This is a genomic window from Pandoraea anapnoica (assembly GCF_902459765.1).
GTDB lineage: Bacteria > Pseudomonadota > Gammaproteobacteria > Burkholderiales > Burkholderiaceae > Pandoraea > Pandoraea anapnoica.
In genome coordinates this window covers 147,872-174,780 of the sequence record NZ_CABPSP010000015.1, presented here as the reverse complement: position 1 = coordinate 174,780, position 26,909 = coordinate 147,872, and the positions used below count along the sequence as shown (strand labels likewise).

The window sequence follows — 26,909 nt, the reverse complement described above, 5'->3', positions numbered from 1 at the left end:
TCGACGCCACAAACCCCGCGTGACTGGCGATTAGGGCCCACACCCTTGTGTGCCCGAGGTGGAGCAACCCACCGGGAAGCGCCGGGGTCTTATTTGCCGTTCGCCTGGGCAGCCGTGATGGTTGGTGCTGCCCTGTCTATCGTCTTCCGAAGCACAAAGGAAGACGCGCCGCAGCATCCCCTCCCGGAAAATCTGTTCAACTCAACGGAACCGCCATGTTCGACAAATCGAAATCTACCGTTGCCTCCGTCGATCCCGACGTCTGGGCCGCGATTCAGAAAGAAAACCAGCGTCAGGAAGATCACATCGAACTGATCGCGTCGGAAAACTACACCAGCCCGGCCGTGATGGAAGCGCAGGGTTCGCAACTGACCAACAAGTATGCGGAAGGTTATCCGGGCAAGCGCTATTACGGCGGTTGCGAGTATGTCGACGTCGTCGAACAACTGGCGATCGACCGTGTTAAGGCACTGTTCGGCGCAGAAGCCGCCAACGTGCAGCCGAACTCGGGCTCGCAGGCTAACCAGGGCGTGTACTTCGCCATGCTCAAGCCGGGCGACACGATCATGGGCATGAGCCTCGCGCACGGCGGTCACCTCACGCACGGTTCGCCGGTCAACATGTCGGGCAAGTGGTTCAACGTCGTGAGCTACGGTCTGAACGAAGCCGAAGACATCGATTACGACGCCGCCGAGAAGCTGGCGCAACAACACAAGCCGAAGATGATCGTGGCAGGCGCCTCGGCCTTCGCGCTGAAGATCGATTTCGAACGCATGGCCAAGATCGCGAAGTCGGTCGGCGCCTACTTCATGGTCGACATGGCGCACTACGCCGGTCTGATTGCCGCTGGTGTGTACCCGAACCCGGTGCCGCACGCCGACTTCGTCACCACGACCACGCACAAGAGCCTGCGCGGCCCGCGCGGTGGCGTGATCCTGATGAAGGCCGAGTTCGAGAAGCCGATCAACTCGGCCATCTTCCCGGGCATTCAGGGTGGTCCGCTCATGCACGTGATCGCCGGTAAGGCCGTCGCGTTCAAGGAAGCCGCATCGCCGGAATTCAAGGAGTACCAACAGCAAGTCGCGAAGAATGCACGCGTGATGGCCGAGACGCTGGTCAAGCGTGGTCTGCGTATCGTGTCGGGCCGTACCGAATCGCACGTGATGCTGGTCGACCTGCGCGCCAAGAACATCACCGGCAAGGCTGCCGAAGCCGCGCTGGGCGAAGCGCACATCACCGTCAACAAGAACGCGATTCCGAACGATCCGGAAAAGCCGTTCGTGACGAGCGGTGTCCGTCTGGGCTCGCCGGCCATGACCACGCGTGGTTTCAAGGAAGCCGAAGCCGAACTGGTCGGCAACCTGATCGCCGACGTGCTGGACAACCCGGAAGACGCTGAAAACCTGGCCCGCGTGCGCGCACAAGTGGCTGAGTTGACCAAGCGTTTCCCGGTCTACGGCTAAGCCACGGCGTCGCACGCATGCGCTGCCCGTTCTGCCGACACGACGACACGCAGGTCATCGACTCGCGTGAAGCGGAAGACGGCGCCGCCATCCGGCGGCGTCGGAAATGCCCGTCGTGTGACAAGCGCTTCACGACTTACGAGCGCGTCGAACTCGCCATGCCGGTCGTCGTCAAGAAAGACGGCAGCCGCGCCGAGTACGACCGCGCGAAAGTGCGCGCCAGTATGCAACTGGCGATTCGCAAGCGCCCTGTCAGTGCCGAAGCGATGGATGCCGCGATTGCGCGCATCGAGTACAAGCTGCTGGCCGGTGCGGAGCGTGAAGTGATCAGCCAGCGCATCGGCGAACTGGTGATGCGCGAGTTGAAGCGGTTGGACAAAATTGCATACATCCGCTTCGCGTCGGTTTATCGAAGCTTCGAAGACATTGCAGAATTCCGCGATGTCCTTGAGGAAATCGACAGCCCGGACGTCAAGCCTAAGCGCAAGCCAGTGGCCTGAACACGGGCGGCGTACGCTGCCCGCGTTGAAGACTGCCAGACAGACTTTGGCGGGAACGTCCCGCCGGTCGAATGAATGATGAAAAACCCGTCGTGCCTGAAAGGGCGCGGCGGGTTTTTTTATGGGCATCCGCAGGGCGTCCTCATACGTTCATGACAGGAACCCTCCACGCAGAACAACCCGAAATTCACGCTTGGGACGCGGCTGAAAGGTGCTGTCACGCCGTTGTACGCGCGCTGCACGCATCCACGATTTTGGGGGAATAAGAAAAGAAATAAACATTGTTTTGGGATGATTCGGAAAATATTTAAATCAATATTATAAGAATGATCCCAAATGAAAATTCTGATTGAATTATGGGGTAAGTACTAAAAATTATCTGAGTTGACGGAAATTCGATAGTTCGTCTCTAGAATTCACAGCCTTGATGGTGGCGGGTGTGTCGCCGCTTTGGTGATGGCGAGTTAATTCGCTATTTGATGTGAATGAAAATAAGAGATTTATCGAATGCAAAAGAATCATCCGAAGTCGAATGTCCTGCGTCAGACTAAGATTTGTGTGGCAGCTGCAGCGGTGGTGACCGCCGTTTTGCCCGTCTACGTCCAAGCACAAGCGGCTCCGCAGCAGCTTGCACAATGGGAAGTGAGTCGAAATGACCGGATTTCCGAAATTGAGAATGTAATCGGAGATTTAAGAAATGACATCGATAAGGCGAGAGTTACGTCGCGTTTTGCCGATAAGATCGATATTCAATTGGCTTGGGTGAAGACGGTTATCGCCGATGCTGCGGGGAACGAAGATAGAGAGAAATCTTTCAAGTATCTGGCGTCTTCCATCGCCGATGAATTAAAGATCGAAGACGCGCTGCTTACCGATGCGGGGCGCGAGCAAAAGCGTGCACTGTCGACGCTTAAGCAAAAGCTCGACGAAGCCGCCGCAGCAGCAGGGGCGGGTCGGCAAGCCGACGTCGACCGTGCGCAAAAGGCACTGGAAACGGAGGTCGCAAAGCATGCGCGTTTTCTCGCCGACAGTGAACAGGCGTTCGATGCGCTCAAGCGCAAAGCACGTCTGCTGGCGACGAAACGCGACCGTGTGCAAGGTGTGACGTCCGACGCCGAGCTCAACGGACTCACCAACACCCGTCAGCTCCGTGCCACCACGTCGAATGTAGAGGCACTTGGGGGTGCGCTGACGTGGAGCGATAAACATCTGACGAATTTCATGGGGGCGGACGCAACGACCGATACCCACAATGCGCTCGGCAAGGACAGCATTCTTGAATTCACGCGTCGTTCGGGAGATGAATCGGATGCGATCGCAGGAACGAGCGGCGCGCGTGACGTGGGCACGCTCCACGTGCGCAGGTCTGCGGACCACGACGTGCGCGTCGACGGCGGCACGCTGAATATTCACCGGGAGATCGGGGGGGAAGGCCGACTCGGCATCACGGTCGGAAAAGGCGGCATGCTGCACTTTGCCGACGGTGGCATCGGCGTCTCGTCGGATGCGAAGGATGTGACGTTGTGGGCCGGACGCAGCGAAAAGGGATCGCCTGAAGGCGGTGCCATCGAGTTTGGCAAGCACACGAGCGCGGGCACGGCAACGATCATCCTGAGAAAGGGCGGGAGCCTGCACTTCGCCGAGGGGGCGAACGCTGGCGTCAGTGAAATCGACATCTCACCGGGGGCGAGCGCCACGTTCCACTCGGCGAACGCGGCCGTCGCGAGCATCCAGAACGACGGGACGCTGACGTTAGAGGCGGGGTCGAAGGCGGGTCGCGCCGATATTGTCAACGAGTCGGGTGGGCTCGCGACGTTCCGGGACGCCGATCTTCAACGCGCCGAACTCGTCAATCTGGGCACGACGCATCTGGAGCAGACGCAGGGCGGATCGGCGACGTTGATCAACGGTGTCGACGGGCATGTCGACGTGCTCGATTCGGACCTGCAACAACTTGGTTTGGCCAACGTCGGTCTCGTTACCCTACGGGGCAATACGCAGGCGAGCGACGCCCAAATAGAAATGCTGGGCGGCAAGCTGAACATCGCGGATGTCGAGGCGCAGGCACCGGGACGCAAAGCCGAGAAGACGTTGTCCATCGGTTCTCTGAGCGGTATCGGGCAGGTTGTCACGGGAGACACGAAGCTGGTCCTGGGCGAGCGCAACGAAGACGACCGTTTCGACGGCGAGATCGTGCGCAAGGATGTGTCGTCCGGCGACACGTCGAACGCATTGCGCAGTGCCACCAAGTCGAGCACGCAAGCTGCGGCGGCAACCGGTTCGGACGTCGTCAAGGCGGGTACCGGCAATCTGACGCTGGGTGGCGATCAGAGCGGCGTCGCCAGTCTGCGTATCGAAAGCGGCAGTGTGACGGCCGCGCATGCGAAGGCATTGGGCTCCGGCACTGTGACGGTGACGGATAAGGGCGCAGTCACGCTCGCGTCCGATGTCGACGGCGTGAACCACATCGATAACGCCGGTCGGATCGATCTCGGCACGAACAAGCTTGCGGTGCAGAAGTACACGTCGAAGGCGGGGGCGAAAATCAGGTCGCATGTGTCGCGCGTGGGGGATAACGTCGCCAGTGGTGCGATTCAGGTGTCGGAAGACAGCGACTTCACGAACACAGCCATCGACGTCACCGTGGCCAACGACATCACGCTGGCCGACGTTCAGGACAAGCTCGGCGTGGTGAGCGTAGCCGAGGGGAAAACAGCCAAGCTCGGCAAGGTCACGATCGGCAGCATCGTCGGTGGAAAGACGGAGGATCCGACCGACCCGACGGATCCCACCACGACGACAGACCCCACCGACCCGACCGGTCCGTCGGACCCTTCGGGCGTCATCACTAGCCAGAACGTCGTGCAGTACCTGGCGACTGACGGCAACTACAGCGCGAACGAGCGGGCGGTACTGGCGTCGGTCAATGGCGTTACGGTGGGCGATCTGACCTCGGGCAGGATCGGCGGCAGAGTTCTCTCGGAGATGGCACTGCAAGCGGCGGGTTCGGACGAGCAGCGCCGCTCGGCAAGCCTGCTCTCGGGCGAATCGCTGGTGAACAATGCCCTCACCGCGCAAGGCGCGACGACGGCATTCCAGCGCGGCATGCAGTCGCGCATGCTGGCGGGCGGCGCAATGTTCGACGACAAGACCGCTAACGGCGCGAATGCCGACAGCCACGGCATCGCTGGCTGGGCATCGTTCTCGGGGGGCAACACCTCGCAACGCGGCGATGCCCTGTCGTTCGACGTGCGCGGTATCGATGGCGCGATCGGTGTCGACAAGCGTATCGGCAGCAATACGGTGGTCGGTGCGTCGGTCGGTATGGGCAACCAGAACTCGAAAGCGAAGGGCATGCCGGGCGAGTCGAAGATCAACAGCGTGAGCGTCGGTCTCTACGGTTCGCATCTGAACGACGCCAACATTTTCGTCGGCGGTGGCGTGTCGTACACCAATCACAGCGTGACGACGGACCGCACGGTGGCGGCACGCAACGCATCGGCGCGTCTGTCGGGTAAGACGAGCGGTAACACGTTCGGCGCATTCGGCGAGATCGGCAAGCGCTTGGATGTGGCGGGCTTCAACGTCGATCCGTCAGTCGGTGTGCGTCTTGCGTCGACCCGTCTGAATGCGTTTGACGAGACGAATCGTGACGGCGCCGGTAACGACGGGCTGAAGGTCGGCGCGCAGTCGCAGACGTCGGCACGCAGCGTGCTGGGCGTGCGCCTCTCGCGTGACGTGATCAACTTCGACGGCGGCAAGGTGACGCCGATGCTGCGTCTGGCGTACGAGCATGAGTTCGGCAATACGCAGACGAGCCTGACGAATTCGCTGTACGGCGCACCGCGTGCGTTTAACGTGAAGGGCGCGAAGCTGGGGCGGGATGTCTTCACGGCTGACCTCGGCGTCGACCTCCAGCTCAAGAAGCGACTCAATGTGCACGTTGGCGGCAATGTCAGTGTGCGTCAGGGCGAGAGCGCGCTGGGCGGCGGCATTTCGGCGAAGTACCGCTTCTAAGTGATGCGTCGGGGCCGTGTGTGTTGCGGCCCGGCTGAATGCAGCGACGAAACCCGTCGTGTCCACGAGGACGCGGCGGGTTTTTTCGTTCGGAAATCTCAAAAATCATCGAAGGAAATGTCGCAATTGCACGGGCGAAACGTGGTGTGTCAGCGTCAGGCCGACGTCCGTTTGGGAGGAGGGCGGCTAAAACGAATCTGGGTATGAGCGATTAATTAAAATTTAAAATTAATAACATTGGGATTTAACGTTTATTGGATTAATAGGCGATGGTTGGGCGAAGTACCAAAGAGTATTGAGATCGAGAGTATTCGGATAAATCGACTCCAAAATTTGCCGGAATGATGGCGGCCGAAAAGCCATTGTCCGAAGCGTGATGAGGGAATTCATCATTTGAGGCGAATTGAATAGGAGTTGTCTAATGCGAGGAAATCGTCCGAAGTCGTGTGCGCTGTGTCAGACAAAGATTTATGCGGCGATCATCATGGCGGTTGCGGTGATAGGGGGGGCACCGAATGCATCGGCAGGAGGCCTTCAGTCAAGCGGGATGGAAAACAGAGATCAACGGTTGAAGGAGCTTGTTCCCCTCGACGAGCACCAAAAAAACGTCGAAAAAGAGAAGTCGGATGTACATGGAAAGAATATGTCTCTGCTGGAAACGGAGATGCCTATTCATAATTCTCTGACAAACATTACCGAGGCCGACGAGTTGAAGACGGCCTTGGGGAATCAGGTGACGGATATACAAGGCGCCATCGACGTTGTTCAAAAGCGGATAGATGAAGGGAAGGAACTGCCGAAGGATGGAGATCTTATTCGGGAACTGGGTGACCTAAAAGGGAGGGTCGGTGCGCTGGCGAATAGCCAAAGTCCATTGACAGGGGCGGAGCGCACTGCCTTGGACGATCTCTTGACGGGTGATGCGAACAAATTCAAGGAGTCGCTCGCGGAATTGGTTCAGGCAAAGAAGGATTCCGAACTCGTTGGCTATAAGCTTCAACGTTGGCGTGACGCCGATGATGAAAAGATCGCGAGTAGTCTCAGCGTCACCAAGGAATTGAATGCCTCTGCCAACGGGGTGGATCGTGTTCCCAATACCGGTTACGTCACCTGGAATGACAAGAACCAGATCGATTTCATGTCGGATGCCACGCCTGTCGATGGACAGTCGCTGATCGATGCAAAAGCGACGCTCGAGATTTCGGCGCGCTCCGGGCGATTGTCCGACGCAATTTACGGCGCCACCAATCAACAGCGGGACGTGGGGACGATCCGAGCGGTCGACGGCGCAGATCACACAGTGCGTGTCGATGGCGGCACGCTCTCCGTTTATCAGGGCATCGACGGGGAGGGCACCCTGATGATGAATGTCGGCAGCAAGGGGGCGCTCAAATTCGTGGAGGGCGGGCAGGGCATTTCCGATGCCGCGCAGCACATCACGCTGAGTGCGGGAAAATCGGATGGGCAGCCACCGGACACACCGGGTGGCACGATCGATTTCTTCAAGGGAACGAGTGCCGGTGCGGCAAGGCTCCAGATCCGCGACACAGGCGCACTCACATTCAACCCGAGCTCGACTGGCGGCCGTAGCATCATCGAAGTCGAGAAGGGCGGAGTCGTCGGGTTCGATGAGGCAAATGCCGCCGACGCTACGATCCTTAACGGTGGGTTCGTGGGGATGCGAAAAGCCAAGGGTGGGGCCGGGGTCATTGAAAACAGGCCGGGCGGGCAGCTCGTTGTGGCGGATAGCGACCTGGAGACGCGCCAGATCGTCAATGCTGGCGTGACCAATCTTTCCGGAACAACAACGGCGGACTCGGCAACCATCGCAATGGAGGACGGCGTGCTCAGTCTGGTGGACCTCGAACCCAACCTCCGGGACGATCCACCGGCCGAGCGGTCACTGACTATCGGCTCGCTTTCGGGCAGCGGCCATGTGATCACTGGCGGCAAGACGCTCAAGCTCGGCGCGCTTGGCAAAGATGACGTCTTCGGCGGAGATATCGTCAAGCTCGACACCGATAAGCTCGGTGCGACCGTTGCCAAAGTCGGTACCGGCAACCTCACCTTCAGCGGTGACCAGAGCGGCATCGATTCGCTGACGGTCGAGAACGGCACGCTCACCGCAGCGCACCGCAACGCCCTCGGTACCGGGCTGCTCGCGCTCTGGGCACCCGGTACGATCTCGCTGGCCAACGATGTCTACGACGTCAGGAAATTCGAGAATGCCGGTACGCTCAAACTCCACGGTTACCGGATCGTGATGGATGAATACGAATCGAAGGGCAAGGATGCCAAGATCGAGTCGGACGCCAAGCGCGATCCGAATGCGCCCGACGAAGTGCATCGTGGAACGATTCACATCAAAAAGAAGGGCGACTTCACGGATACCAAGATCGTTCTCACCCCGGATGGATCGGTGAGCGCCGAAGAACTGCTCGACAAGAAAATTCAGGTCGTCACGCATGATCCTGATGCCGACGTGAAACTCGGCGAGGTCGACTACGGCAGCATTCCCACGAAGCCGGGCGAGGGCGCTGGCGGCGACGGCGACGGCGGCGACGGCGGCGATGGTGACGTCGTCATCGATCCGAATAAGGAGATCGCGTTCCTCGATCCCAGTGCGCCATACACTGGCAACGAGAAGGGCCTACTGGACTCGCTTCAGGGGGTGACGCTCAACGACATCATAGAGGGCCGGGTGGGCGGTGCAGTCCTCGGCCAGTTGGTGCTGCTTCCCGCAGGCTCCGCCGAGCAGCGTCGTGCGGCACGCCAGCTTTCGGGCGAGTCGCTCGCGAACAACGCTGACGCAGCCTACAGCGCGTCCGACGCGTTTCGCAGCAGCATGCAAGCGCGTATGCTCGCGGGCGGCTCGCTGCCCGACTGCAACGCAACCAACGGGCAGAGCGCGCGCCAGAACGGCATGTCGGTCTGGGGCTCGTTCAAGGGGGCGGGCGCGAACCGGAGCGACGGCGAACAAAGCTTCTCGACCTCAGGCATCGACGGCGCCTTTGGTGTCGACAAACGCCTCAATCGGAACGCGCTCGTGGGTGTCTCGTTTGGGTTGGGCAGCCGGACGTCCCGCGCCGACGATCTGCCGGGGGACGCCAGCATCAGGAGCGCCAGCGTGGGCCTGTACGGCTCGTATCTGAGCGACGCACGCTGGTTCGCCAACGGCGGCCTCTTCTTCACCAACCATAACGTGACGACCGAGCGCACAGTGGCGGCCCGCGATGTGTCGGCACGGGTCGCGGGCAAGACCAGCGGCCGCACGCTCGGGCTGTTCGGTGAAGTCGGTCAGCGCGTGCTTGCCGGGGGTATGAACGTCGACCCGTTTATCGGTATGCGGATCGCGTCGACGCGCCTGAACGGCTACGACGAAACGGATCGCGACGCCGGCCAGGGCAACAACGGCCTGCACGTCGGATCGCAAATCAGCAATTCGCGACGGGCCATTCTCGGCGTGCGTCTGTGGCGCGAGCTGGTGAACACAAGTGGCGGCAGCGTGATTCCGTCGTTGCGGCTGGCGTATGAACATGAGTTCGGCGATACGCAAAGCAGCCTCACGAACGCCATTTACGGGGCACCGCGCGCGTTCACGGTGAAGGGGGTCAAGCTTGGCCGCGATATCTTCACCGCCGATCTCGGCGCAGACGTGCGCGTCACCCGGCAACTCAACGTCCATGTCGGCGGCAATCTGAGCCTGCGCTCGGGGGAGAAGGCCATCGCGGGCGGTGTCACGGCGAAGTACATGTTCTGACGCAAACGCCAACGACAGGCGCCGAAGCGCTTGTCGTAACATGCAGGCCCCCAAATGCAAACCGCCCGGTCAGCACCGGGCGGTTTGTCATTTCTGTGGTGCGTCGCCGCCGTTAGAACGAGTGGGAGACCCCGATATAGGCACCCATCTGGTTCTTGCCCGCGGGCGGGTTGTCCAGCGAGTCGCTCGGAATTGCCGCCACCGAGAAGCTCTGACCTGAGCTGTTCATCACGTACGCAATCGTGCCGTACAGGAAGGTCCGTTTCGAAAGGTTGTAAGTGGTGCCCAGTTCGGCCATCGTGGCGTGTCCGAAGCCGCCAGGCACGTTCACGTGATAGACCGCCGCGTTCGCAGCCCACGCCGCCGTCGCCTGATACTTCACACCGGCCCAGTAATGGTCGGCGCGTGTGGCGAAGTTGGGGGCAGGCGCGTCCGGCGCGGACATGTGCGTGTAGCCCAGCGAGATCGTGAAGCGATTCAGGAAGATATTCGCGCCGGCGAAGTATTCCCGAGAGGTGGCGAACACGTCGGTGAAGCGTCCGTTGGTGTCGCGAATTTCGTCATACAACGCGCGCAACTGGAACCGGTCGTGCGTGTACGTCAACTGTGCGCCCATGCCGCGGCCGTTGTTGAACTGCCCGGCGATGTTGGAAAAGGCGTACTGACCGGCAATGTCGAACCCGCGCCAGTTCGGGCTTTGATAGTTGACGGTATTGCTCGCCTGCGGCCAGTTGCGTCCACGCACTAGCGATGCCGACGAGAAGGCCTGCTGCTGGAACGGATCGAAGTCCCAGACGCCGTTGCTGATGAACAGGTTGCGCCCGAGCGTCAACTGGCCCCATGAGCGGGAGTTGAAGCCGACCAGGGCACGGCGATCGAAGATCGAACCCGAGCCGTTGTTGTTGTAGCCGTTCATCAACTGGAATCCGCCTTCCAGATTGAATACCGCATGCAATCCCTGTCCGAGATCTTCGTAGCCCCGCAGGCCGAACAGGCTTGTGCCGTAGTCGCCGCCCTGTGCGCTGAAGCGCGAGGTGGTGCCGCCGTTGCCGTCCTGCAAATTGTTCATGAACTGAAAGCCGCCATCGACGCGGCCGTAGAGTTGCACGCTCGATTGCGCGTGCGCAAACGTACCGATGCTGCAAAGCAGGCTTGCTGCAATGAGCTTCTTCTTCATGATTCGCTCCCCAGGTTACGTTTTGCCCCGCACCTTCTTTTGCGTGGTTATGCCCGTCGTCGTTGCGACACGCCCGCGCAGGGCCGTGCAAAGACATCGGCTGAAAAGCCTGAAATTTCGTTACGAGTGACGAGAAATCGGCAAGCGGGGACGCCTGGGCAACGGGCGCCGCGTAGGGGGACGCGGCCGGTTGCAAGTGATGCCTGCACGCTCTGCGTATCCATTTCGGACACTTCGAACGCTACGCTCTGGCTTTCAGAGATCGTCGTCATGGCAGTCCACTGGCGTTGGGTCGGCGGCAGCGCAATGCGCGCGCAGCCATGCGACCGGAATGCGTGGCGGGAAGGGACGTAACGATCCAGCGTGCGGGTCGATTAAGTTCGCATTACGTACGATTTCTCGACGCGATACAAACGCACCTTCGCCTGATTGGCTTCTTTATATCCGAATTCCTCCTGACGCAACATAAGGGAAAGGCTTAGTTTTTCGACTGTTGCGCGCGAACAACCAGAAAGCGTCCGGCGTGACACTTATATGGCGAAATGTCCCGTGGGCGCGTTTCAGTCGTCCGTTTTGGTCTGCGGCTCGGGCACATCAGTCCGGCGCACCAAAGGCTTCCATTTTGCTGGCGAGGTGCGTGAGCAATCGGTTGGCGGCACCGGACAAGCGTCGCCCTGCGCGCGTGATCAGGTGCGCCTCGGCACTGGTGAGAATCGGATGGTCAATGGGCAGGGCGCGCAGTACGCCTGCGTCGATTTCCTGCGAGACAGCGAAGGTCGGCAAAAACGTTGCGCCAAGCCCGGCACGTACGAAGTGTTTGAGCACGGAAATCGAGTTGGTCGTGACCGTTGGCACGAGCCGGTGCTTTTCCGACTGCTCGGCCAGTTCCATCAATTGACGCGTGCCGTAGGAGCCGTGCATGAGCGCGAGCGGCACATCGTAGAGCGCGTCGAGCGTGAGTGTGCCAAGCGTGTCCGCCATTGCGATCAGCGGCGAACCGGGGGCGACGATCGCGTGCACCGGCTGCGCCAGCTGAGCGCGCGAGACGATTTTGGGCTCGGCGGGCGGGTTGTAGACGAGTCCGATGTCGGCATCGTCTTCCGCCACGAGCCGCATGACTTCGTTCGTCCCGGCCAAATCGAGAGTGAGGGTGATGTCGGGATAGCGTTTGCAGAAGAATTGCAGCGGTGCCCCCATCAGATCGCTGACGAAGCCCTCACCGACGGCCAGCCGGATGTGGCCGCGCCGCAATCCGCGCACTTCCTGGAGCTTGGCGAGCAAGTCCTCCTGGTGCGCGCGCTGCTCGCGGTAGTACTCCATGAGCAAACGGCCGGCCTGCGTCAGGTGGACCCCGCGCTTGTGACGTTCGATGAGCGGCAGCGCCAGTTCTGCCTCCAGCAGGGCGATCTGGCGGCTGACGGCGGACGGGGCGATGTCGAGTCTGTCGGCGGCGGCGCGCACCGTGCCGCACTGGACGGCTTCGAACAGATACGACAGACGGCTTTCATTGATGGCGGGTGTCATGCCCTAAAGACTAATAATTAGAACAAAAATGTTCAAGCGTTGTCATTGAGCGTCATTTTTTTTCAATCCACACTGCGAAGCATGCGGATCGGCCCCGACGCCGTGCAACGAACCCAGGCGAGGCCCGGTGTCGGCGGTCCGATTCCGCGCCACTCACCCCTCGGAGGCCCCCGATGAGCCCGACGATTGCGCCGCGCAATTCGCGATTCGGCATCGATCATCCGCTGGTGACGGTCCATGACCATCCGCGGCGGCTGGCGCATTACGAGCGCATGGGGTTTGCCCCGTCGCCGGTGTCGTTTCACCCGTGGGGCACGGTCACGTCGCTGATGATGTTCGGCGACAACTTCATCGAACTGATCGGCGTGGACGACGCGAGCAAGTTCGGCACGAACGCCGTCGGCGACTTCTGCTTCGGACGCTATCTCGGCCGCTTTCTCGCCCGCGAAGAGGGCGTGTCCCTCGTTGCACTGCACAGCAAGGATGCTTGCGCCGATCACGCCCGCCTCACGCAGGCCGGGCTGGAGACGCAGGGCATCATCGATTTTCGCCGCGCGATGCGCAAACCCGACGGCAAGCCCGACGAGGCCGTGGTGTCACTGGGCCTGTTCATCGACGACTCGCTCGGCGACGCTTCCAATTTCATCTGCCACCAGCATCGCCCCGAGCTGATCTGGGTGCCCGAGTGGCAGAACCACCCGAACCGCGTCACCGGCATCGTCGGTATTACGTACGTGACGCCCGACACGGTGTCGTTGCGCACCCTCGCCACACGCTGGCAGCGCATGTACGGTGCGCGTCACGTCGATCTGTACGACGGCGGCGCGGTGGCCGACACCGGGTGCGGTCACTTGCGGGCGATGTCGCCGCAGCGCGCCGAGGCGCGCTACGCCGCCGTGGGGCTGCCGATGGCGCAGGGCGTACGCACGCACGCCGTGGCGATCACGCTGCTCACGCCGGATCTGGCGCACGTCGAAGCGCTGTGGCGGGAGAACGGCGTGCCCTATGGCTATAACGAGCATGGGCTGGTCGTGGAACCCGAGTTCGCGGGCAATGTGGTGCTGGAGTTCGTCAATCACTAGCGCCGGACCAGAACGCGTCAACACTTAACGATCCCCTGAATTTACTCGCCGACCGGATGTTCCGGGCGGTGTGGAGCAACGCGGCGTCGCCCGTGGGGGCGGCGCCATCTTCGCAGTCAAACTGGAGTCAACATGAAAATCATCGGAGTGGTCGGACTGGGCAATATGGGACGCGGCATGGCGCTGTCGTTGCAGCGCGGCGGTTTCACAGTGCTTGGGTTCGATCCGTCGCCGGCCGCCGGTGCCGCGCTCGCAGAGGCCGGCATCGGCCTGCGCGCATCAATCGCCGAACTGGCTCGCGAAGCCGACGCCCTCGTGCTGTCGCTGCCGACGTCGCAAGTCGTCGAGGCTGTGGTGAACGGCCCGGACGGCATCGCTGCGAACGGCCGTGAAGGTCTGGTCGTGATCGACACCTCGACGGCCGATCCGCAAAGCACGCGCGCGCTGGCCGTCACGCTGCGCGAAAAAGGCATTGCGCTGGTCGACGCACCGGTCTCCGGCGGCCCGAAGGGCGCGCTGAACGGCGCACTTACGATGGTACTGGGCGGCTCGGCCGAAGACATCGCCCGCATCGAGCCGGTGCTTGCCGCCATGTCGGCCAAGCGCGTGCACATCGGCGACGTGGGTGCCGGTCACGTGACCAAACTGATCAACAACCTGATGTGCGCTGCCCACCTCGTGGTGGCCGGTGAAGCGATGCGTCTGGCGAAGGCTGCTGGCGTGGCCCCGGAGCAGGTACTCGAAGGCCTGAACGCCGGGTCGGGCCGCAGCGGCATCACGCAAACCAACTATCCGACGTGGATCCTGAACGACGCCTTCGACTCCGGCTTCACGATGAAGCTCATGCGCAAGGACGTGCGTCTGGCCATGGCGCTGGCCGAGCAGACGGGCACGCTCGCCACGGGCCCGCTGTCGGCGGAAGTCGGACGCCTGTGGGCCGCGAGCGCCGCGACCGTGGGCGACGACGAGGACTTCAACCGCATCGTGCAATTCATTGAGCCGGGCCGGGCGTAATTGCCGCGTGCCTGTCTCAATATTTCGCGACGTAACGATCTGATTTTTTGTTTTGACGACACGATGCGCACCTGAGTGCGTATTGCACGGAGCTTTCTCATGGCAGACCAACAAGCCGCCGCTTTGCTCGGCGCATTCGCCAAGTTTTTCCCCAACGCCACCACCATCGGCTCGTTCGTCAATGGCGAACTGGTTGAAGGCACGGGCGAGTCGAGCATCGACATCGTGAACCCGGCCACCGGCCAGACCGTGCTGACTTACCGCGACGCAGGTGCCGCCGTCGTGGCGCAAGCCGCCGATGCCGCGCAAGCGGCACAAAAGACCTGGTGGGCGCTCACGCACGCCGCGCGCGGTCGTGTGATGCAAGCTGTCGGCGCGAAGATTCGCGAAAACGCCGAAGCGCTCGCCCAGCTCGAATCCATCGGTGCAGGCAAGCCGATCCGCGATTGCCGTGGCGAAGTCGCCAAGGTGGCGGAGATGTTCGAGTACTACGCGGGCTGGACGGACAAGTTCTTCGGCGACGTCATTCCGGTGCCGAGCACCCACCTGAACTACACGCGTCGCGAAGCCATGGGCGTGGTGCTGCAAATCACGCCGTGGAACGCGCCGGTCTTCACCTGCGGCTGGCAGCTGGCCCCGGCGATCGCCATGGGTAATGGCGTGCTGCTCAAGCCGTCGGAACTCACGCCGGCCAGCTCGCTGGTCGTCGCTGCGCTTGCCGAGCAGGCCGGTGTGCCGCGCGGTCTCATCAACGTGCTCGCCGGCTTCGGCCATACGACGGGACAAGCCGCGATTTCGCATCCGGTCGTCAAGAAGGTCGTGTTCGTCGGCTCGCCCGCCACGGGTAGCAAGATCGCCACTGCCGCTGCGCAACGTCTGTTGCCGAGCGTGCTGGAACTGGGCGGCAAGTCGGCAAACATCGTGTTCGACGACGCCGACCTCAAGCGCGCGTGCCTCGGTGCGCAGGCTGCCATCTTCTCGAGCGCGGGCCAGAGCTGTGTGGCCGGTTCGCGTCTGCTGGTGCAGCGCGGCGTGTACGACCAGATGATCGACATGCTGGCGCGTGGCGCTGAGAAGATTCGCGTGGGCGAACCGATGGACGACACCACCGAAGTCGGTCCAATCTGCAATCGCACGCAGTATCAGCACGTCATGAACATGATCGACGCGGGCGTCGAAGGCGGTGCGCGTCTGGCCGCCGGTTCGCAGCAACGCAGCGACGGCGGCTTCTTCGTGCGCCCGACGGTGCTGGCCGATGCCAACAACGCGATGGGCGTCGCCCGTACCGAAATCTTCGGCCCGGTGGTCGTGGCGATTCCGTTCGACACGGAAGAAGAAGCGCTCGCGATTGCCAACGACAGCGAGTTCGGCCTGGCTGGCGCCGTTTGGACGCAGGACGTGGCGCGTGCGCACCGTGTGGCGTCGCAAGTCAACGCCGGCACGTTCTGGATCAACGGCTACAAGACCATCAACGTCGCCTCGCCGTTCGGCGGCTACGGCCACAGCGGTTATGGCCGTTCCAGCGGCGTGGAAGCGCTCTATGAGTACACGCAGACTAAGAGCGTCTGGGTCGAGACGGCCGCCAATCCGGCCACGCCGTTTGGCTACGTCTGAGCATGACGCACCGGGCGGCGGGGGCGAAAGCCTGCCGTCGCCCGGTGGGAATTGCTGTCATCGTGCGTTCAGTTGTCGGGAACGCATGGCAATAGGGCAATAAAAGGGTGGTAAGTGTGCCGAGCACTGGTCGCGAGACGTTGTCCGGCACGCGAGCGTTTCAGCCTGCGGGACAGGGGGCCGAAACGGTGTTTTTGACCGCGTATAATGCCGCCCTCGGGTGGTTCGGCGCGGGGGATTGATTACGCTGTTGCTGTCACCAAGGTGTGCCAACATGGCGGGCGTTCAGCCGCCATGCCCCAAGAGTTCGCCGGTGTATCCCGTCAGGATCGGATCGACGGAATGGACCGGACGGACGGCGCGCCGAACTTCCTTAACTACCGAAATGGTGGCCGACCCGCCGAACAGCTCGACGGCGGACGGCATCGGACCGGCTCAATAGCAAGTGCAGTGGAGACCCAGATGGCAGTCATGGAACAAAAAGCGGCCAAGCCGCAGGGAGGCGCCTTCAGCGATGGCGTGCGCCTGTATGTTTGGGCAATCGTGATCCTGGTGGTCGCGGAGCTGATCGGTGCGATCAGCATCAATGCCGGTCACGGCAAGATCGTGTTGTTGCCGATGGTCTGGGCCTTGTTGCTCGGCGCGGCGTTGGGCCTGTCGCAGGCGCGCTTGCCGCGTTTCGCGCAGATCGACCTGTCGATGCAGCACAAGGCAGCGGCCATTCTGCAACCGGCGCTGCTGCTCTTCGTGGCAAAGCTCGGCCTGCTCGTGGGCGGCTCGCTGCCCAAGCTCGTGGCCGCCGGCTGGGCGCTGGTGTTCCAGGAATTCGGCCACTTCGTCGGCACGATCATCCTGGGCCTGCCGGTCGCACTGATGCTCGGCATCAAGCGCGAAGCCATTGGCGCGACCTTCTCGGTCGGCCGTGAGCCGAGCCTCGCGATCATCGGTGAAAAGTACGGTTTCGACTCGCCGGAAGGTCGTGGCGTGCTGGCCGAGTACCTGACGGGCACCATCTTCGGTGCGGTGTTCATCTCGCTGTTCGCGGGCTTCGTCGCCAGCCTGAACCTGTTCCATCCGCACTCGCTCGCCATGGGCGCAGGTGTGGGGTCGGGGTCGATGATGGCCGCTGCCGCCGGTGCGATTGCCGCACAGCAGACGCCGGAAGTCGCCAAGGAAGTCGCCACGTTCGCCGCTGCGTCGAACCTGATTACGACGACCATCGGCACGTACTTCACGCTGTTCATCTCGCTGCCGCTCGCCGTGTGGGGCTACCGCGTGATGGAGCCGGTGCTGGGCCGCATGAGCAAGCGTGGCCGTGCTAACGCCGAAGCCGCTGCCGTGGCCGACGCCGAAGCCGCCAAGGAACTCAAGGAAGCCAGCAAGGCACACACCGTCGAGATGAACTTCGGCGCACGTCTGTTCGCATGGTTCTTCTCGGGCGCTCTTGCGCTGGTCGGCAACAGCATGGCCTTCAAGACGCCGTTCCTCGACGGCGTGCCGGGCATGCTGATCATCATCGGTGCTGTGCTCGTGGGTGAAGCGCTGTACTTCGTCACGCGCCGCAAGGTGCCGGCCGTGTGCTGGGTGTCGCTGATCGCCATGTTCCTGACGTCGCCGGCCTTCCCGTTTGCGCCGGTTGTCGAGCAGTTCACGGGCAAGATCAACTTCCTGTCGCTGGTCACGCCGATGCTGACCTACGCCGGTCTGTCGGTCGCCAAGGACGTGCCGGCCTTCCGTCGTCTGGGCTGGCGCATCGTGGTCGTGTCGTTCCTCGCGAACGCCGGTACGTTCCTCGGCGCTGCGATCATCGCCGAATTCTTCCACGTGTAATGCCTGACGGCGAAGGCGCGACGGTGACAGGTCGCGCCTTCGCAGGCAGTCGGAAGAAGTAATAGCTTGAAAGCGAAGGGCCGGGTCCTGCGGTATGCAGGCCCGGCCCTTTGTGTTTTAAGGCAGGGGCAATCAGGGCTTCGTCGTAGCGGCGTCGGCCTGTGCCCGTTCGTGATAGTAGCGACGGAAGAAGCTGCGGATTTCTGCTGGTGAGAGCTTGCCGTCGTGATTGACGTCGATCTCGTCGAAGTGCTGATACAGGAACGGCTCCGAGGCGGCGACTTCGTCGCGGCTCAGATAACCGTCGCCATCCTTGTCTGCCGCCTTGAAATAGCGCTCGAACGTGGCCCGACGTGCCTGCAACTGACTGTGCTGATACGCGGCCCATTCGTTGCGGTCGATCTTGCCGTCGTGATTGGTGTCGATGGCGTCGAACGAACGCTGCAGGTACAAGCCAAGCGCGGCGTTCTGATCGGCGGCGTCGCCGTAATCCGGGCCTGCCGTGGGCGGTGGCGGCGGGTTCGGCGTTGTCGGTACGACACCGTTGACGGGCGGCATGCCCGTCTGCGCAAAGCTCGGCATGGCGGCAAGCGACAAAGCGGCTGCGCCCGCACAGACGGTCACGACAGCGAGGGTCCGGCGGCCGAGGCGTCGTGACTTGAGCGTGCGAAGCGTACGCTGGCGAAGGGTGTCCTGGGAGTTCATATCTCGCTTCTCCTTATTGCATCGTCAGATGAGCGGGGGCCGTGTATCGCCCCTTAATGACAGCAATCGGCTGCCGTCGGCACCGGTTAGCGGCGATGGCGGTCGTCCGTGATGACATTACCGATGACACCGCCGACGACGGCGCCGCCCACGGTCGTGCCAAGGTCACCGCCCGAGATGAGGGCGCCGCCCAGTGCGCCGACGCCGGCACCGACTGCGGTATTGCGTGATTCGCGCGGGGTCATGCCGCCGCAACCGGCCAGCGTGCCGATGAGCGCAGCGCCCACGAGGATCGGGGCGACCGAGCGCGAAAGACGTGAGATTTTCGAGATCCGTCGTTGTGTGGTTTTCATGACGCATGACTCCTTCGGGAGGGGCGGCAGGCCCCGGGATATACGCAGGCAGTTGGCGGTCCATCGGCTTCGACTCGCTGCCGGATTGCGCACCGCCTGCTGTTCGTAAATTCGTAGATTTGGCGTTGATGACGGACGTTCAGTGGGCTGTCGCCGAGCCGTTCTCCGGTGCAGCCACTCCGTCGGCCGGGCTCGATTCCCGATAGGCCGGCGGCGGCGGGGGCGGCGGATATGGGCGTCCCTGCGCATCCGTCGGATACGGGCGGCCATAAGGGTCCGTCGGCGGATAAGGGCGACCGTAGGCGTCGGTGTTCGGGGCCGCTGCTGCGGGGGCTGCATAAGGGCTGCACGCAGAACCCGGCGCATACGGCGGCGGGCCGCAGTTCGGATCCGCCGATCGATATGCCGGATTCGTGCTTTCGATGCCTCGATATGGCAGTCGTGGCTGAGGCGGCGCTTCATACGCGCAACCTGCCAACGTCAACATTACCGACGCGAGTCCGACTGCTGAGGACACCTTGGCAATGCGCGACTTCACGCCGCACGCCACTTCTGCCTTTGCAACACCTTCACGGTTCGTTCTCATCATGACCTCCGTTCGAGCGCGGTGTTTGTCCCGCCCTTCGCCATCATGGATTGCGTGAATCGATAGGATCCACTCAAGTTGGACGCAGATTGAGGGATTTGGATCGCCGCATCTTGTAAATCTTTGTAATTGCCTTGCGTTGGGCCGTCCCGTGGGGCTTCGCAGGGATATTGCATTGCACACAATGCATCGATTATTTGATGGAGTCCGAAGTAATGTAGGAATGCGCTGACGGCATGCACCTACGCCGCGACGCATATGCACGTCGAGGCCAAATTCAGTGGCACCAGTAGATACGCAAAGTGCGTACTCATGCGCGTATCCATTGCCCTCAGCGACGGACTTCCATATTCCTTCGGGTATTCGTCGTCATATACGAAGCGCGCAGCGCATCGACGCCGTTTCCATGCGTGAAATGCATGACATCGAAATTGTTCAATTTTGAAATATGTGGCGAGGCATGTCAGGTGCGAAACCACTTCCCGTCCGCATGCGGGCAACGTGCGGCAACCCCACGCATTACGCGATGTCTGTCATCGCAATTCGCGTTGTGTGCGTGGAAATATCGGGAAAGTCCGGGGGAGTGTTTGCGCTTAGTTTTCGCCGCAAGCTGCGTTTGCGCTGGCATACTGTGCGCGCTGACATTGTGTATCGACGTCAGCGGATGTTGAGAATTAACGATCAAGGTGCCCGGCCTAACGGTGCAGGCTCACATATGCCACAAGTCAAGAAAGAAGACATTCGTCTCGCCATTCTCGAAGCCTCGCATGCCCTGTTTCTCGAAAAAGGGTATGTCGACACCACAATGGTGCAGATCGCCAAGCGTGCCGGAATTTCGCACGCGAACATTTACAGCTACTTCACTGCGAAGCTGCAAGTCTTCTTCTGTGTCTACGACAAATGGTTCAAGGCGCGCATCACGGCCCTCGAATCGGAAGTCATGTCGGCACACGGCGCACATGCCCGCATGCGCACGCTGCTCGCCGGCTTGCTGGTCGACACGCCGAGGCTCGACAACGGCTTCTCGCACAATCTGGTGCAGGCGCTCTCCACGGTGACGCCGGGCGATCCCTACGATCCGTCGTTGCTTCAGTGGTTCAGGGAGCGATTGTCGGCGATGCTGGCGGCCTGTGCGCCGAGTCTTGCGCGTGACGGTGTGCGACGCGCGCGTCTTATCGACATGCTCGTGTTGACCTTCGACGGGTGCCTCGTTAACTACCATGTCAACCCGGCCTCGCTGCCGGACGTGGCCATGCTCGAAGAGTACGTTGCTGCTTTCCTGTCGACGGAGCCCGCCGAGTCGGCGCCCGCGCCACAGGGGGCAGATTCGGTGACGGCGTCCGGCACGACCGCGACAGCCTGAACAGGACGCCGATGCGATCACTTCCCTGGACAGCCCTTAATCTCGGACGAAAGCTCAAGTTTCACCAGCTTCAGGTCTTCGACCGCGTGCTCGAAACGGGCTCGCTCGTGCGCGCCGCCAACGAAACCGGACTCACGCAGCCTGCGGTGAGCAAGATCGTGCATGAGCTGGAAGCCTGTTTCGAAGGCCCGCTTTTTGTGCGCAGCAACCGCGGCATGCAGCCGACCGAACTCGGCGAGTTGCTGGGCCATCGCGTGAAGTCACTGATGGCCGAACTGCGCTACCTGACGGACGAAGTGAACGCGTTCAGCGCGGGCACGAGCGGGCATGTGATTGTCGGCACGCTCATTTCGGCCGCCGCCGACCTGTTGCCGCGCACGATCGCCATGCTCAAAGAGCGCACGCCGGGCGTGCTGGTGACGGTGCGTGAAGCGACGACCGCACAGCTCTTTCCGGCGCTGGCCAGCGGCGATCTGGATATCGTGGTGGGACGCTTGCCCGAGCGTTCGCTGCCAGTGGCCAACGCCTTCGCGCTGACCCACGAAATTCTCTTTAACGAATCGCTCAGCGTGATCGGCGGCAAGCGTCACTGGACGCATTTGCCGGATCGTGTCCCGCTCGCCGAACTCCGCGAAGGCGCGTGGATTCTACCGGTGCCCGAGTCGCCTTCGCGTCTGGCGGCGGAACGTCTGTTTCACGATGCCGGGCTCGCGTTGCCGGAAGACGTGGTGGAATCGCTCTCAGTGCTGACCAACATCGGCCTGATGCTGGAGACGCCTCGCGTCGCGCTCATGCCGCGTGCGGCGGCCACACCGTTCGTGGAGTCGGGCTTGCTGCGCGTGCTTGCCGACACGATGTCGGGCAGCTTCGGCGACGTCGGCTATTCGCTGCGCGCGGACAAGTCGCCCAGCCCGGCCTGCGCGCGATTCGTCGCCTGTCTGCGCGAGGTATGCGGTCTCAAGCCGTAGCGGTCGTGGAACACAGAAAAAGGGCGTGTCGACGAATCGGCACGCCCTTTTTACATCACGTGAGCGCAAGGCCTTACAGGCGCGCGAGCGAAGACACCAGCCCCGGGTTCTGTTGCACCAGCCGTATCAGGCAGGCGGCCTGGGCGTTCGGACGCGCGCGCCCTTGCTCCCAGTTCTCCAGCGTACGGGGATTGGTCCGGAGATAGTGGGCGAAGACGTTACGGGACATGCCCAGATGTTTGCGCAGGGCAAGCAACTCGTCGGGAAAGACTTCCAGCTTGGGAAGCGGGGTACGCGGCAACTCCTTGATGTTGAGCGGGAGGTCCGCAGGGAGCCCGTTGTTGACGTGAGCGGGCTCGGCGGGCGGCGGCGCACCGGTGTCCTGCGTGAGCAGCCAGCGGAAGGGATTCGAAGGCGTATTGGTGTAAGCCATAGTCCTGACCGGTGTCGTTAGTTGTTGATCGGGTGCGCTTGCAAAGGCAATCAAGCGGAGCCGATTGCACCACATCCATTTGCTGGGTGCTTTCACAAAACACTCCCGATTTTCGCGTCTGACACCTATCGAGTACTACGCTCCTCGTGGAGACGAGGTGCCGTAGAGTGTACGCAGACAGGGGATACGCATGGCTTGGCGCGGGTCTTAGACGCCGAGGTAGGCCTGCAATTCCGGTAACGACTGACGCAGCTTCGACGAGTCGCCTTGCCACGCCACACGGCCCTTATCGACGATGTAGTGCTGGTCGCCGAGTTCGAGCATCGGTGCCAGATTCTTGTCGATGCAGAGGATCGACAGGCCGCTGCCTTTAAGTTGCTTAAGGCATTGCCAGATTTCACCGCGAATGAGCGGCGCGAGGCCTTCAGTCGCTTCATCCAGAATGAGTAATTTCGGATTCGTCATCAACGCGCGGCCGATGGCGAGCATCTGCTGTTCGCCACCGGACAGATTGCTGCCGAGGTTTTTCTCCCGTTCGCGCAGACGCGGAAACAGGCCGTAGATGCGCTCCAGCGTCCACGGCGAAGTCGCGCCGTGCCGGTTGCCAGCGGTCGCCACGAGGTTTTCGCGCACGGTGAGTGTGGGGAAGATCTGACGGCCTTCGGGGACCAGTCCGATGCCTGCCCGTGCAATGCGATGCGACGGACTGGCGTGTACCGGCTGCCCGTCGAACACGATCTCACCGCGTGCGGGGCGCATCAGCCCCGTCATCGACCTGACGGTGGTCGTCTTGCCCATGCCGTTACGCCCGAGCAGGGTGACGAAAGCACCCCGCTCGATGTTCAGTTGCATGCCGAACAGCGCCTGACTCGCACCGTAGTACGACTCGACGCCGGATAAAGACAACAAGGTGCTCATGCTGTCGCTCCCAGCATTTCGTTGCGGGTTTCGTCCCCGAGATAGGCTTCGCGCACGCCCGCATCGCAGCGGATCGTGTCGGCGTCGCCACAGGCGATGGCACGTCCGTAGACGAGCACCGTGATGCGGTCGGCCAGCGCAAACACGGCGTCCATGTCGTGTTCCACTAGCACGATGCCGTAGTCGCCCTTGAGGTCGGCAAGCAGATGCGTCATCTGTTCGGACTCGGCCTGCGACATACCGGCCATCGGTTCGTCGAGCAGTAGCAGCTTCGGTCGGCCAGCCAGCGCCATCGCCAGTTCGAGTTGACGGTGTTCGCCGTGTGCGAGCGCGCTGGCGGGTACGTTCATACGGGCGGCCAGCCCCGTGCGCGCCAGAATCTCGCGCGCCGGCTCGACCAGCGCCGCTTCGCGGATCGCCGGACGCCAGAATCCGAAGCTATGCCCCTGCATCGCCTGCACGGCGACAAGCACGTTCTCCAGCGCCGTGAATTCCCGGAAGACCGAGGTGATCTGATACGAGCGCGCCAGCCCGGCACGCGCACGTTGCTCGATGGGCACCGAGGTAATGTCGTGCCCGTCGAAATGAATGCTGCCTTCGTCGGAGCGCAGTTCGCCCGCCAGTTGGCCGATGAGCGTGCTCTTGCCCGCACCGTTCGGTCCGATGATGGCGTGCAGTTCGCCCGGCGCGACGTCGAGACAGAAGTGATCGGTGGCGGTCAGCCCACCATAGCGTTTGACCAGTTGGTCGACACGAAGGAGGCTCATGCTTTGCCCTCCACGGTGCGCGTGCGACGCGACAGACGCACTTGCAGATCGCCCAGCAGCCCGTACAGACCGCGACGCGAGACCAGCACCGCCACAACGATGAGCGGCCCGAAAATGATCATCCAGTGCTCCGTCATGCCCTTGAGCCATTCCTCGATGAGCAGCATCGCCGCGCTGCCCAGCACCGGCCCGAAGAACGAGCCGAGGCCACCCAGCACGACCATCACGATCAGTTCGCCGGAGGCGGTCCACGCCATATAGGCTGGCGAGACGAAATGCGTGAGATTGGCGTACAGCATGCCCGACACGCCGCAAACCATCGCGCTGATGACGTAGGCCACGAGCTTGTAGCGCAGCGTCGGATAGCCGAGGGCGCGCATACGGCGGTCGTTTTGACGCGCGCCGCGAATCACCATACCGAAGCGCGCTTCGACCAGACGGCGGCCCACCCACACGCACAGACATAGCACGGCGAACGCGACGTAGTACAGCACCGCCGGGTCGTCGAGCGTCACACTGCCGAAGCGGCTGCCTGCGTTGACGGGCAGGCCGTCGTCGCCGCCGTACTGCTTCAGGCTCACGGCGAGGAAGTAGAACATCTGCGCGAACGCCAGCGTGATCATGATGAAGGCGATGCCAGTCGTGCGCAGCGAGAGCAGGCCGGTGACTGCGCCGACGAGCGCGCACAGGACAAGCGTTACGCCCAGATGCAGGAAGCCGTTGTCGATGCCGTGGAAGCTCATGATGCCCACGACGTAAGCGCCGAGGCCCAGATACAGCGCATGGCCGAAGCTGACCATGCCGCCGTAGCCGAGAATCAGATCGAGCGAGACGGCGGCGATGGCGAACACCACGATGCGGCCGAACAGGGTGAGGAAGAACGGTTGCTGAGCAAACGTTGCGTAAAGGGGCACCAGCGCCAGCAGGACCAGCAGCAGTATCGGCACGGCGGTGCGTAGATTGAGTTTCATTTCCATCGTTTCCATCGTCAGCCGTGTTTCACCGGGAAGAGACCTTGCGGACGCACCGCGAGGACCGCCGCCATCACAAGATAGATCAGCATCGACGCCAGCGCGGGACCGGCGGTGTCGGCCGTGCTGCGCTCCATCATGCTGCGCAGTATCGAGGGCAGGGCAGTGCGGCCCAGCGTGTCGACCACACCGACGATCAGCGCTGCGAGGAACGCCCCGCGCACCGAGCCGATACCGCCGATCACGATCACGACCATGGTCAGAATCAGGATCGGCTCGCCCATGCCCGGCTGTACCGACAGAATCGGCCCGGCCATGAGACCGGCAATACCGGCGAGAATCGCGCCCAGCCCGAACAGCAGCGAGTTGAGCAGCACGATGTTCACGCCTAGCGCACCGACCATCTGACGGTGCGTCGAGCCTGCGCGGATCAGCATGCCGATACGGGTGCGGTGAATCAGCAGGTAGCAGCCGAGGGCGACCACGAGGCCCACCACGATGATGAGGAAGCGATAAGCCGGGTAGTCGAGACCGAAGAGGTTGACCGTCCCGGAGAGCCATTCGGGCACTTCCATGTAGTACGGCGACGGTCCCCAGATCATGCGCGCCAGTTCGTTGAAGAACAGGATCAGACCGAAGGTGGCCAGCACCTGGTCGAGGTGATCGCGGTCATACAGCGTCTTGAGCGCGACGAACTCGACGATCAGGCCGATCAGCAGCATGGCGGGCACGATCGCGATCGCAGCCAGCGCGAACGACCCGGTGTAGTTGTAGACGGTGGCGGCGATGAACGCACCCATCATGTACAGCGAGCCGTGTGCGAGGTTCACGAAGTTCATGATCCCGAACACCAGCGTGAGACCGGCGGCCATCAGGAACAGCAGCACCCCGAGTTGCAGTCCGTTCAGGCACTGCATGATGAAAAGCGTCAGGCTCATGTCGCCTCCCGGGGCAGGCCCATCTGACGGAAGATGGCTTGCGTGAGCGGGCTTTGCGCATCGTTGAGCGTGAGCACGATGTCGAAGTGGTTCGTGCCCGGCATCGGGACGTACTCGCCCGCGTAACCCTTCTCGCGCCACGCGGCGAGGTAGTCGTCGGTCTGTCGCTTGAATTCGGGCGTCTCAGTTTCGCCGTAAGACACGACGAGCGGGCAACCGCGCGCGGGCAGGCGGAAGAACGGGCTGTTGCGTTGTGCGTCGTCGGCCGAGAGCTTCATCCATTCGTTGATATGCGTGAACGGAATCGGCGTGAGGTCGAACAGGCCTGACAGGGGCGCTGCCCCCGCGACGACATCCTCGGGCACGCCGTATTCGGCATGCCAGCCCTGCGCGAGCAGCATGCCGACGAGATGACCGCCTGCAGAACTGCCGCAGATGTGAATGCGGCGTGCGTCGCCTTGATGCTCGCCGATGTGACGATGGACCCACGCGAGTGCGCGACGGGTCTGGTCGACGATGGTGTCGAGCGACGCGCCCGGCGCGAGCGAATAGTTGACGGTGACGACGGTGGCACCCGCTTGCGTGAACGCCGGTGCCATGTTGCTTGAATCGCTCTTGTTCAGCGCGCGCCAGTAGCCGCCGTGAACGAAGAAGAACACCGGCGCGCCCGGCTGCGGCGCGGGGAAGATGTCGAGTGTTTCGTCGGGGTGGTCCCCGTAGGCGACATCGAGCACGCACGGCACGGTGGCGCGGGCATGCGCGCTCTGCTCGGCGTATTGCGTGAGGATGTCGAGAATGTTGGGGGTGGTAGCGCGAGCGTTGTACTGAACGTCCAGCTCGGCTTCGTCGAAATTGCGGTAGCGCTTCATAAACCCTCGATAGTGCTCAAAGACCGCGGGGGCTGGGCGCCCCCGCTTTACTGCATT

At 62.2% G+C, this 26,909-nt stretch carries 22 protein-coding genes and 1 riboswitch; of the genes, 10 read left to right on the top strand and 12 right to left on the bottom strand.

Features of this window, described 5'->3' with window-relative positions; translation table 11 throughout:
- Positions 1-9: 9 nt before the first annotated feature.
- Positions 10-117: riboswitch (ZMP/ZTP riboswitch) on the top strand.
- A gap of 98 nt (positions 118-215) precedes the next feature.
- The 4 genes from glyA to PAN31117_RS22335 all read left to right on the top strand — a co-directional run bounded on the left by glyA (position 216) and on the right by PAN31117_RS22335 (position 9,740).
- Complete coding sequence (gene glyA, locus PAN31117_RS22350) at positions 216-1,463, top strand: serine hydroxymethyltransferase (protein ID WP_046292659.1); 1,248 nt, start codon at positions 216-218, stop codon at positions 1,461-1,463.
- 17 nt (positions 1,464-1,480) lie between these two features.
- The gene (gene nrdR, locus PAN31117_RS22345) at positions 1,481-1,963 is read left to right on the top strand and encodes a transcriptional regulator NrdR (protein ID WP_039396961.1); all 483 of its coding nucleotides are present in this window, start codon (positions 1,481-1,483) and stop codon (positions 1,961-1,963) included.
- A gap of 762 nt (positions 1,964-2,725) precedes the next feature.
- On the top strand, positions 2,726-5,980 hold the full coding sequence (locus tag PAN31117_RS22340) for an autotransporter family protein (RefSeq protein ID WP_246189217.1): 3,255 nt from the start codon (positions 2,726-2,728) through the stop codon (positions 5,978-5,980).
- A gap of 421 nt (positions 5,981-6,401) precedes the next feature.
- Entirely contained in the window at positions 6,402-9,740 is a 3,339-nt protein-coding gene (locus PAN31117_RS22335) for an autotransporter outer membrane beta-barrel domain-containing protein (RefSeq protein WP_150740139.1), read from the top strand.
- Between the two features lie 112 nt (positions 9,741-9,852).
- Here the strand turns inward: PAN31117_RS22335 and PAN31117_RS22330 are convergent, their stop codons facing one another.
- Both PAN31117_RS22330 and PAN31117_RS22325 read right to left on the bottom strand, forming a co-directional pair.
- Positions 9,853-10,917 (bottom strand): porin, encoded by a 1,065-nt coding sequence (locus PAN31117_RS22330; RefSeq protein ID WP_150740138.1) that lies wholly within the window; start codon positions 10,915-10,917, stop codon positions 9,853-9,855.
- 594 nt (positions 10,918-11,511) lie between these two features.
- Positions 11,512-12,441: a LysR family transcriptional regulator gene (locus tag PAN31117_RS22325; RefSeq protein ID WP_150740137.1), complete on the bottom strand. Its 930-nt coding sequence runs from the start codon at positions 12,439-12,441 to the stop codon at positions 11,512-11,514.
- A 173-nt stretch (positions 12,442-12,614) separates the two neighbouring features.
- On the opposite strand from PAN31117_RS22325, the gene PAN31117_RS22320 reads away from it, so the two are divergent.
- The 3 genes from PAN31117_RS22320 (at position 12,615) to PAN31117_RS22310 (ending at position 16,151) form a co-directional block, all read left to right on the top strand.
- The gene (locus PAN31117_RS22320; protein ID WP_150740136.1) at positions 12,615-13,523 is read left to right on the top strand and encodes a VOC family protein; all 909 of its coding nucleotides are present in this window, start codon (positions 12,615-12,617) and stop codon (positions 13,521-13,523) included.
- A gap of 39 nt (positions 13,524-13,562) precedes the next feature.
- Complete coding sequence (locus tag PAN31117_RS22315; protein ID WP_281349255.1) at positions 13,563-14,537, top strand: NAD(P)-dependent oxidoreductase; 975 nt, start codon at positions 13,563-13,565, stop codon at positions 14,535-14,537.
- A gap of 99 nt (positions 14,538-14,636) precedes the next feature.
- Entirely contained in the window at positions 14,637-16,151 is a 1,515-nt protein-coding gene (locus PAN31117_RS22310; RefSeq protein ID WP_039396974.1) for an aldehyde dehydrogenase family protein, read from the top strand.
- A 285-nt stretch (positions 16,152-16,436) separates the two neighbouring features.
- Here the strand turns inward: PAN31117_RS22310 and PAN31117_RS27240 are convergent, their stop codons facing one another.
- The gene (locus PAN31117_RS27240; protein WP_174991075.1) at positions 16,437-16,577 is read right to left on the bottom strand and encodes a hypothetical protein; all 141 of its coding nucleotides are present in this window, start codon (positions 16,575-16,577) and stop codon (positions 16,437-16,439) included.
- A gap of 36 nt (positions 16,578-16,613) precedes the next feature.
- On the opposite strand from PAN31117_RS27240, the gene PAN31117_RS22305 reads away from it, so the two are divergent.
- Positions 16,614-17,981 (top strand): DUF3100 domain-containing protein, encoded by a 1,368-nt coding sequence (locus tag PAN31117_RS22305; protein WP_150666090.1) that lies wholly within the window; start codon positions 16,614-16,616, stop codon positions 17,979-17,981.
- A gap of 132 nt (positions 17,982-18,113) precedes the next feature.
- On the opposite strand, the gene PAN31117_RS22300 is transcribed toward PAN31117_RS22305, so the two are convergent.
- From PAN31117_RS22300 to PAN31117_RS22290, 3 genes are all read right to left on the bottom strand, one after another.
- Positions 18,114-18,686 (bottom strand): EF-hand domain-containing protein, encoded by a 573-nt coding sequence (locus PAN31117_RS22300; RefSeq protein ID WP_150740134.1) that lies wholly within the window; start codon positions 18,684-18,686, stop codon positions 18,114-18,116.
- Positions 18,687-18,772: 86 nt separating this feature from the next.
- Positions 18,773-19,039 carry a YMGG-like glycine zipper-containing protein gene (locus PAN31117_RS22295; protein WP_150740133.1) on the bottom strand — a complete coding sequence of 89 codons (267 nt, stop codon included), beginning with the start codon at positions 19,037-19,039 and terminating at the stop codon, positions 18,773-18,775.
- Positions 19,040-19,178: 139 nt separating this feature from the next.
- Positions 19,179-19,628: a hypothetical protein gene (locus PAN31117_RS22290; protein WP_150740132.1), complete on the bottom strand. Its 450-nt coding sequence runs from the start codon at positions 19,626-19,628 to the stop codon at positions 19,179-19,181.
- A gap of 712 nt (positions 19,629-20,340) precedes the next feature.
- Here PAN31117_RS22290 and PAN31117_RS22285 point away from each other — a divergent pair.
- Positions 20,341-20,988, top strand: coding sequence for a TetR/AcrR family transcriptional regulator (locus tag PAN31117_RS22285; protein WP_174991074.1), 648 nt, complete (start codon positions 20,341-20,343; stop codon positions 20,986-20,988).
- 11 nt (positions 20,989-20,999) lie between these two features.
- Positions 21,000-21,956 carry a LysR substrate-binding domain-containing protein gene (locus tag PAN31117_RS22280; protein ID WP_039396979.1) on the top strand — a complete coding sequence of 319 codons (957 nt, stop codon included), beginning with the start codon at positions 21,000-21,002 and terminating at the stop codon, positions 21,954-21,956.
- Positions 21,957-22,029: 73 nt separating this feature from the next.
- On the opposite strand, the gene PAN31117_RS22275 is transcribed toward PAN31117_RS22280, so the two are convergent.
- The 6 genes from PAN31117_RS22275 to PAN31117_RS22250 all read right to left on the bottom strand — a co-directional run bounded on the left by PAN31117_RS22275 (position 22,030) and on the right by PAN31117_RS22250 (position 26,852).
- A complete protein-coding gene (locus tag PAN31117_RS22275; RefSeq protein WP_150740130.1) occupies positions 22,030-22,389 on the bottom strand; it encodes a helix-turn-helix domain-containing protein in 360 nt (119 codons plus the stop codon).
- Positions 22,390-22,596: 207 nt separating this feature from the next.
- On the bottom strand, positions 22,597-23,307 hold the full coding sequence (locus tag PAN31117_RS22270; RefSeq protein WP_150740129.1) for an ABC transporter ATP-binding protein: 711 nt from the start codon (positions 23,305-23,307) through the stop codon (positions 22,597-22,599).
- Positions 23,304-24,074, bottom strand: a complete 771-nt coding sequence (locus PAN31117_RS22265) for an ABC transporter ATP-binding protein (protein WP_150740128.1) — start codon at positions 24,072-24,074, stop codon at positions 23,304-23,306. Before PAN31117_RS22265 ends, PAN31117_RS22270 begins: the two co-directional genes overlap by 4 nt.
- Positions 24,071-25,045: a branched-chain amino acid ABC transporter permease gene (locus PAN31117_RS22260; RefSeq protein WP_150740127.1), complete on the bottom strand. Its 975-nt coding sequence runs from the start codon at positions 25,043-25,045 to the stop codon at positions 24,071-24,073. The genes PAN31117_RS22265 and PAN31117_RS22260 overlap by 4 nt, the downstream gene beginning before the upstream one ends.
- A 17-nt stretch (positions 25,046-25,062) precedes the next feature.
- A complete protein-coding gene (locus tag PAN31117_RS22255) occupies positions 25,063-25,983 on the bottom strand; it encodes a branched-chain amino acid ABC transporter permease (RefSeq protein WP_039396985.1) in 921 nt (306 codons plus the stop codon).
- On the bottom strand, positions 25,980-26,852 hold the full coding sequence (locus PAN31117_RS22250; protein ID WP_150740126.1) for an alpha/beta hydrolase: 873 nt from the start codon (positions 26,850-26,852) through the stop codon (positions 25,980-25,982). Before PAN31117_RS22250 ends, PAN31117_RS22255 begins: the two co-directional genes overlap by 4 nt.
- Between the last annotated feature and the right edge of the window lie 57 nt (positions 26,853-26,909).

Bases quoted from the DNA above. Each gene is read 5' to 3' on its own strand.
- glyA (WP_046292659.1), top strand. From the start codon at position 216: ATGTTCGACAAATCGAAATCTACCGTTGCCTCCGTCGATCCCGACGTC.
- nrdR (WP_039396961.1), top strand. From the start codon at position 1,481: ATGCGCTGCCCGTTCTGCCGACACGACGACACGCAGGTCATCGACTCG.
- PAN31117_RS22335 (WP_150740139.1), top strand. From the start codon at position 6,402: ATGCGAGGAAATCGTCCGAAGTCGTGTGCGCTGTGTCAGACAAAGATT.
- PAN31117_RS22330 (WP_150740138.1), bottom strand. From the start codon at position 10,917: ATGAAGAAGAAGCTCATTGCAGCAAGCCTGCTTTGCAGCATCGGTACG.
- PAN31117_RS22325 (WP_150740137.1), bottom strand. From the start codon at position 12,441: ATGACACCCGCCATCAATGAAAGCCGTCTGTCGTATCTGTTCGAAGCC.
- PAN31117_RS22320 (WP_150740136.1), top strand. From the start codon at position 12,615: ATGAGCCCGACGATTGCGCCGCGCAATTCGCGATTCGGCATCGATCAT.
- PAN31117_RS22310 (WP_039396974.1), top strand. From the start codon at position 14,637: ATGGCAGACCAACAAGCCGCCGCTTTGCTCGGCGCATTCGCCAAGTTT.
- PAN31117_RS27240 (WP_174991075.1), bottom strand. From the start codon at position 16,577: ATGCCGTCCGCCGTCGAGCTGTTCGGCGGGTCGGCCACCATTTCGGTA.
- PAN31117_RS22305 (WP_150666090.1), top strand. From the start codon at position 16,614: ATGGCAGTCATGGAACAAAAAGCGGCCAAGCCGCAGGGAGGCGCCTTC.
- PAN31117_RS22300 (WP_150740134.1), bottom strand. From the start codon at position 18,686: ATGAACTCCCAGGACACCCTTCGCCAGCGTACGCTTCGCACGCTCAAG.
- PAN31117_RS22295 (WP_150740133.1), bottom strand. From the start codon at position 19,039: ATGAAAACCACACAACGACGGATCTCGAAAATCTCACGTCTTTCGCGC.
- PAN31117_RS22290 (WP_150740132.1), bottom strand. From the start codon at position 19,628: ATGATGAGAACGAACCGTGAAGGTGTTGCAAAGGCAGAAGTGGCGTGC.
- PAN31117_RS22285 (WP_174991074.1), top strand. From the start codon at position 20,341: ATGCCACAAGTCAAGAAAGAAGACATTCGTCTCGCCATTCTCGAAGCC.
- PAN31117_RS22280 (WP_039396979.1), top strand. From the start codon at position 21,000: ATGCGATCACTTCCCTGGACAGCCCTTAATCTCGGACGAAAGCTCAAG.
- PAN31117_RS22275 (WP_150740130.1), bottom strand. From the start codon at position 22,389: ATGGCTTACACCAATACGCCTTCGAATCCCTTCCGCTGGCTGCTCACG.
- PAN31117_RS22270 (WP_150740129.1), bottom strand. From the start codon at position 23,307: ATGAGCACCTTGTTGTCTTTATCCGGCGTCGAGTCGTACTACGGTGCG.
- PAN31117_RS22265 (WP_150740128.1), bottom strand. From the start codon at position 24,074: ATGAGCCTCCTTCGTGTCGACCAACTGGTCAAACGCTATGGTGGGCTG.
- PAN31117_RS22260 (WP_150740127.1), bottom strand. From the start codon at position 25,045: ATGAAACTCAATCTACGCACCGCCGTGCCGATACTGCTGCTGGTCCTG.
- PAN31117_RS22255 (WP_039396985.1), bottom strand. From the start codon at position 25,983: ATGAGCCTGACGCTTTTCATCATGCAGTGCCTGAACGGACTGCAACTC.
- PAN31117_RS22250 (WP_150740126.1), bottom strand. From the start codon at position 26,852: ATGAAGCGCTACCGCAATTTCGACGAAGCCGAGCTGGACGTTCAGTAC.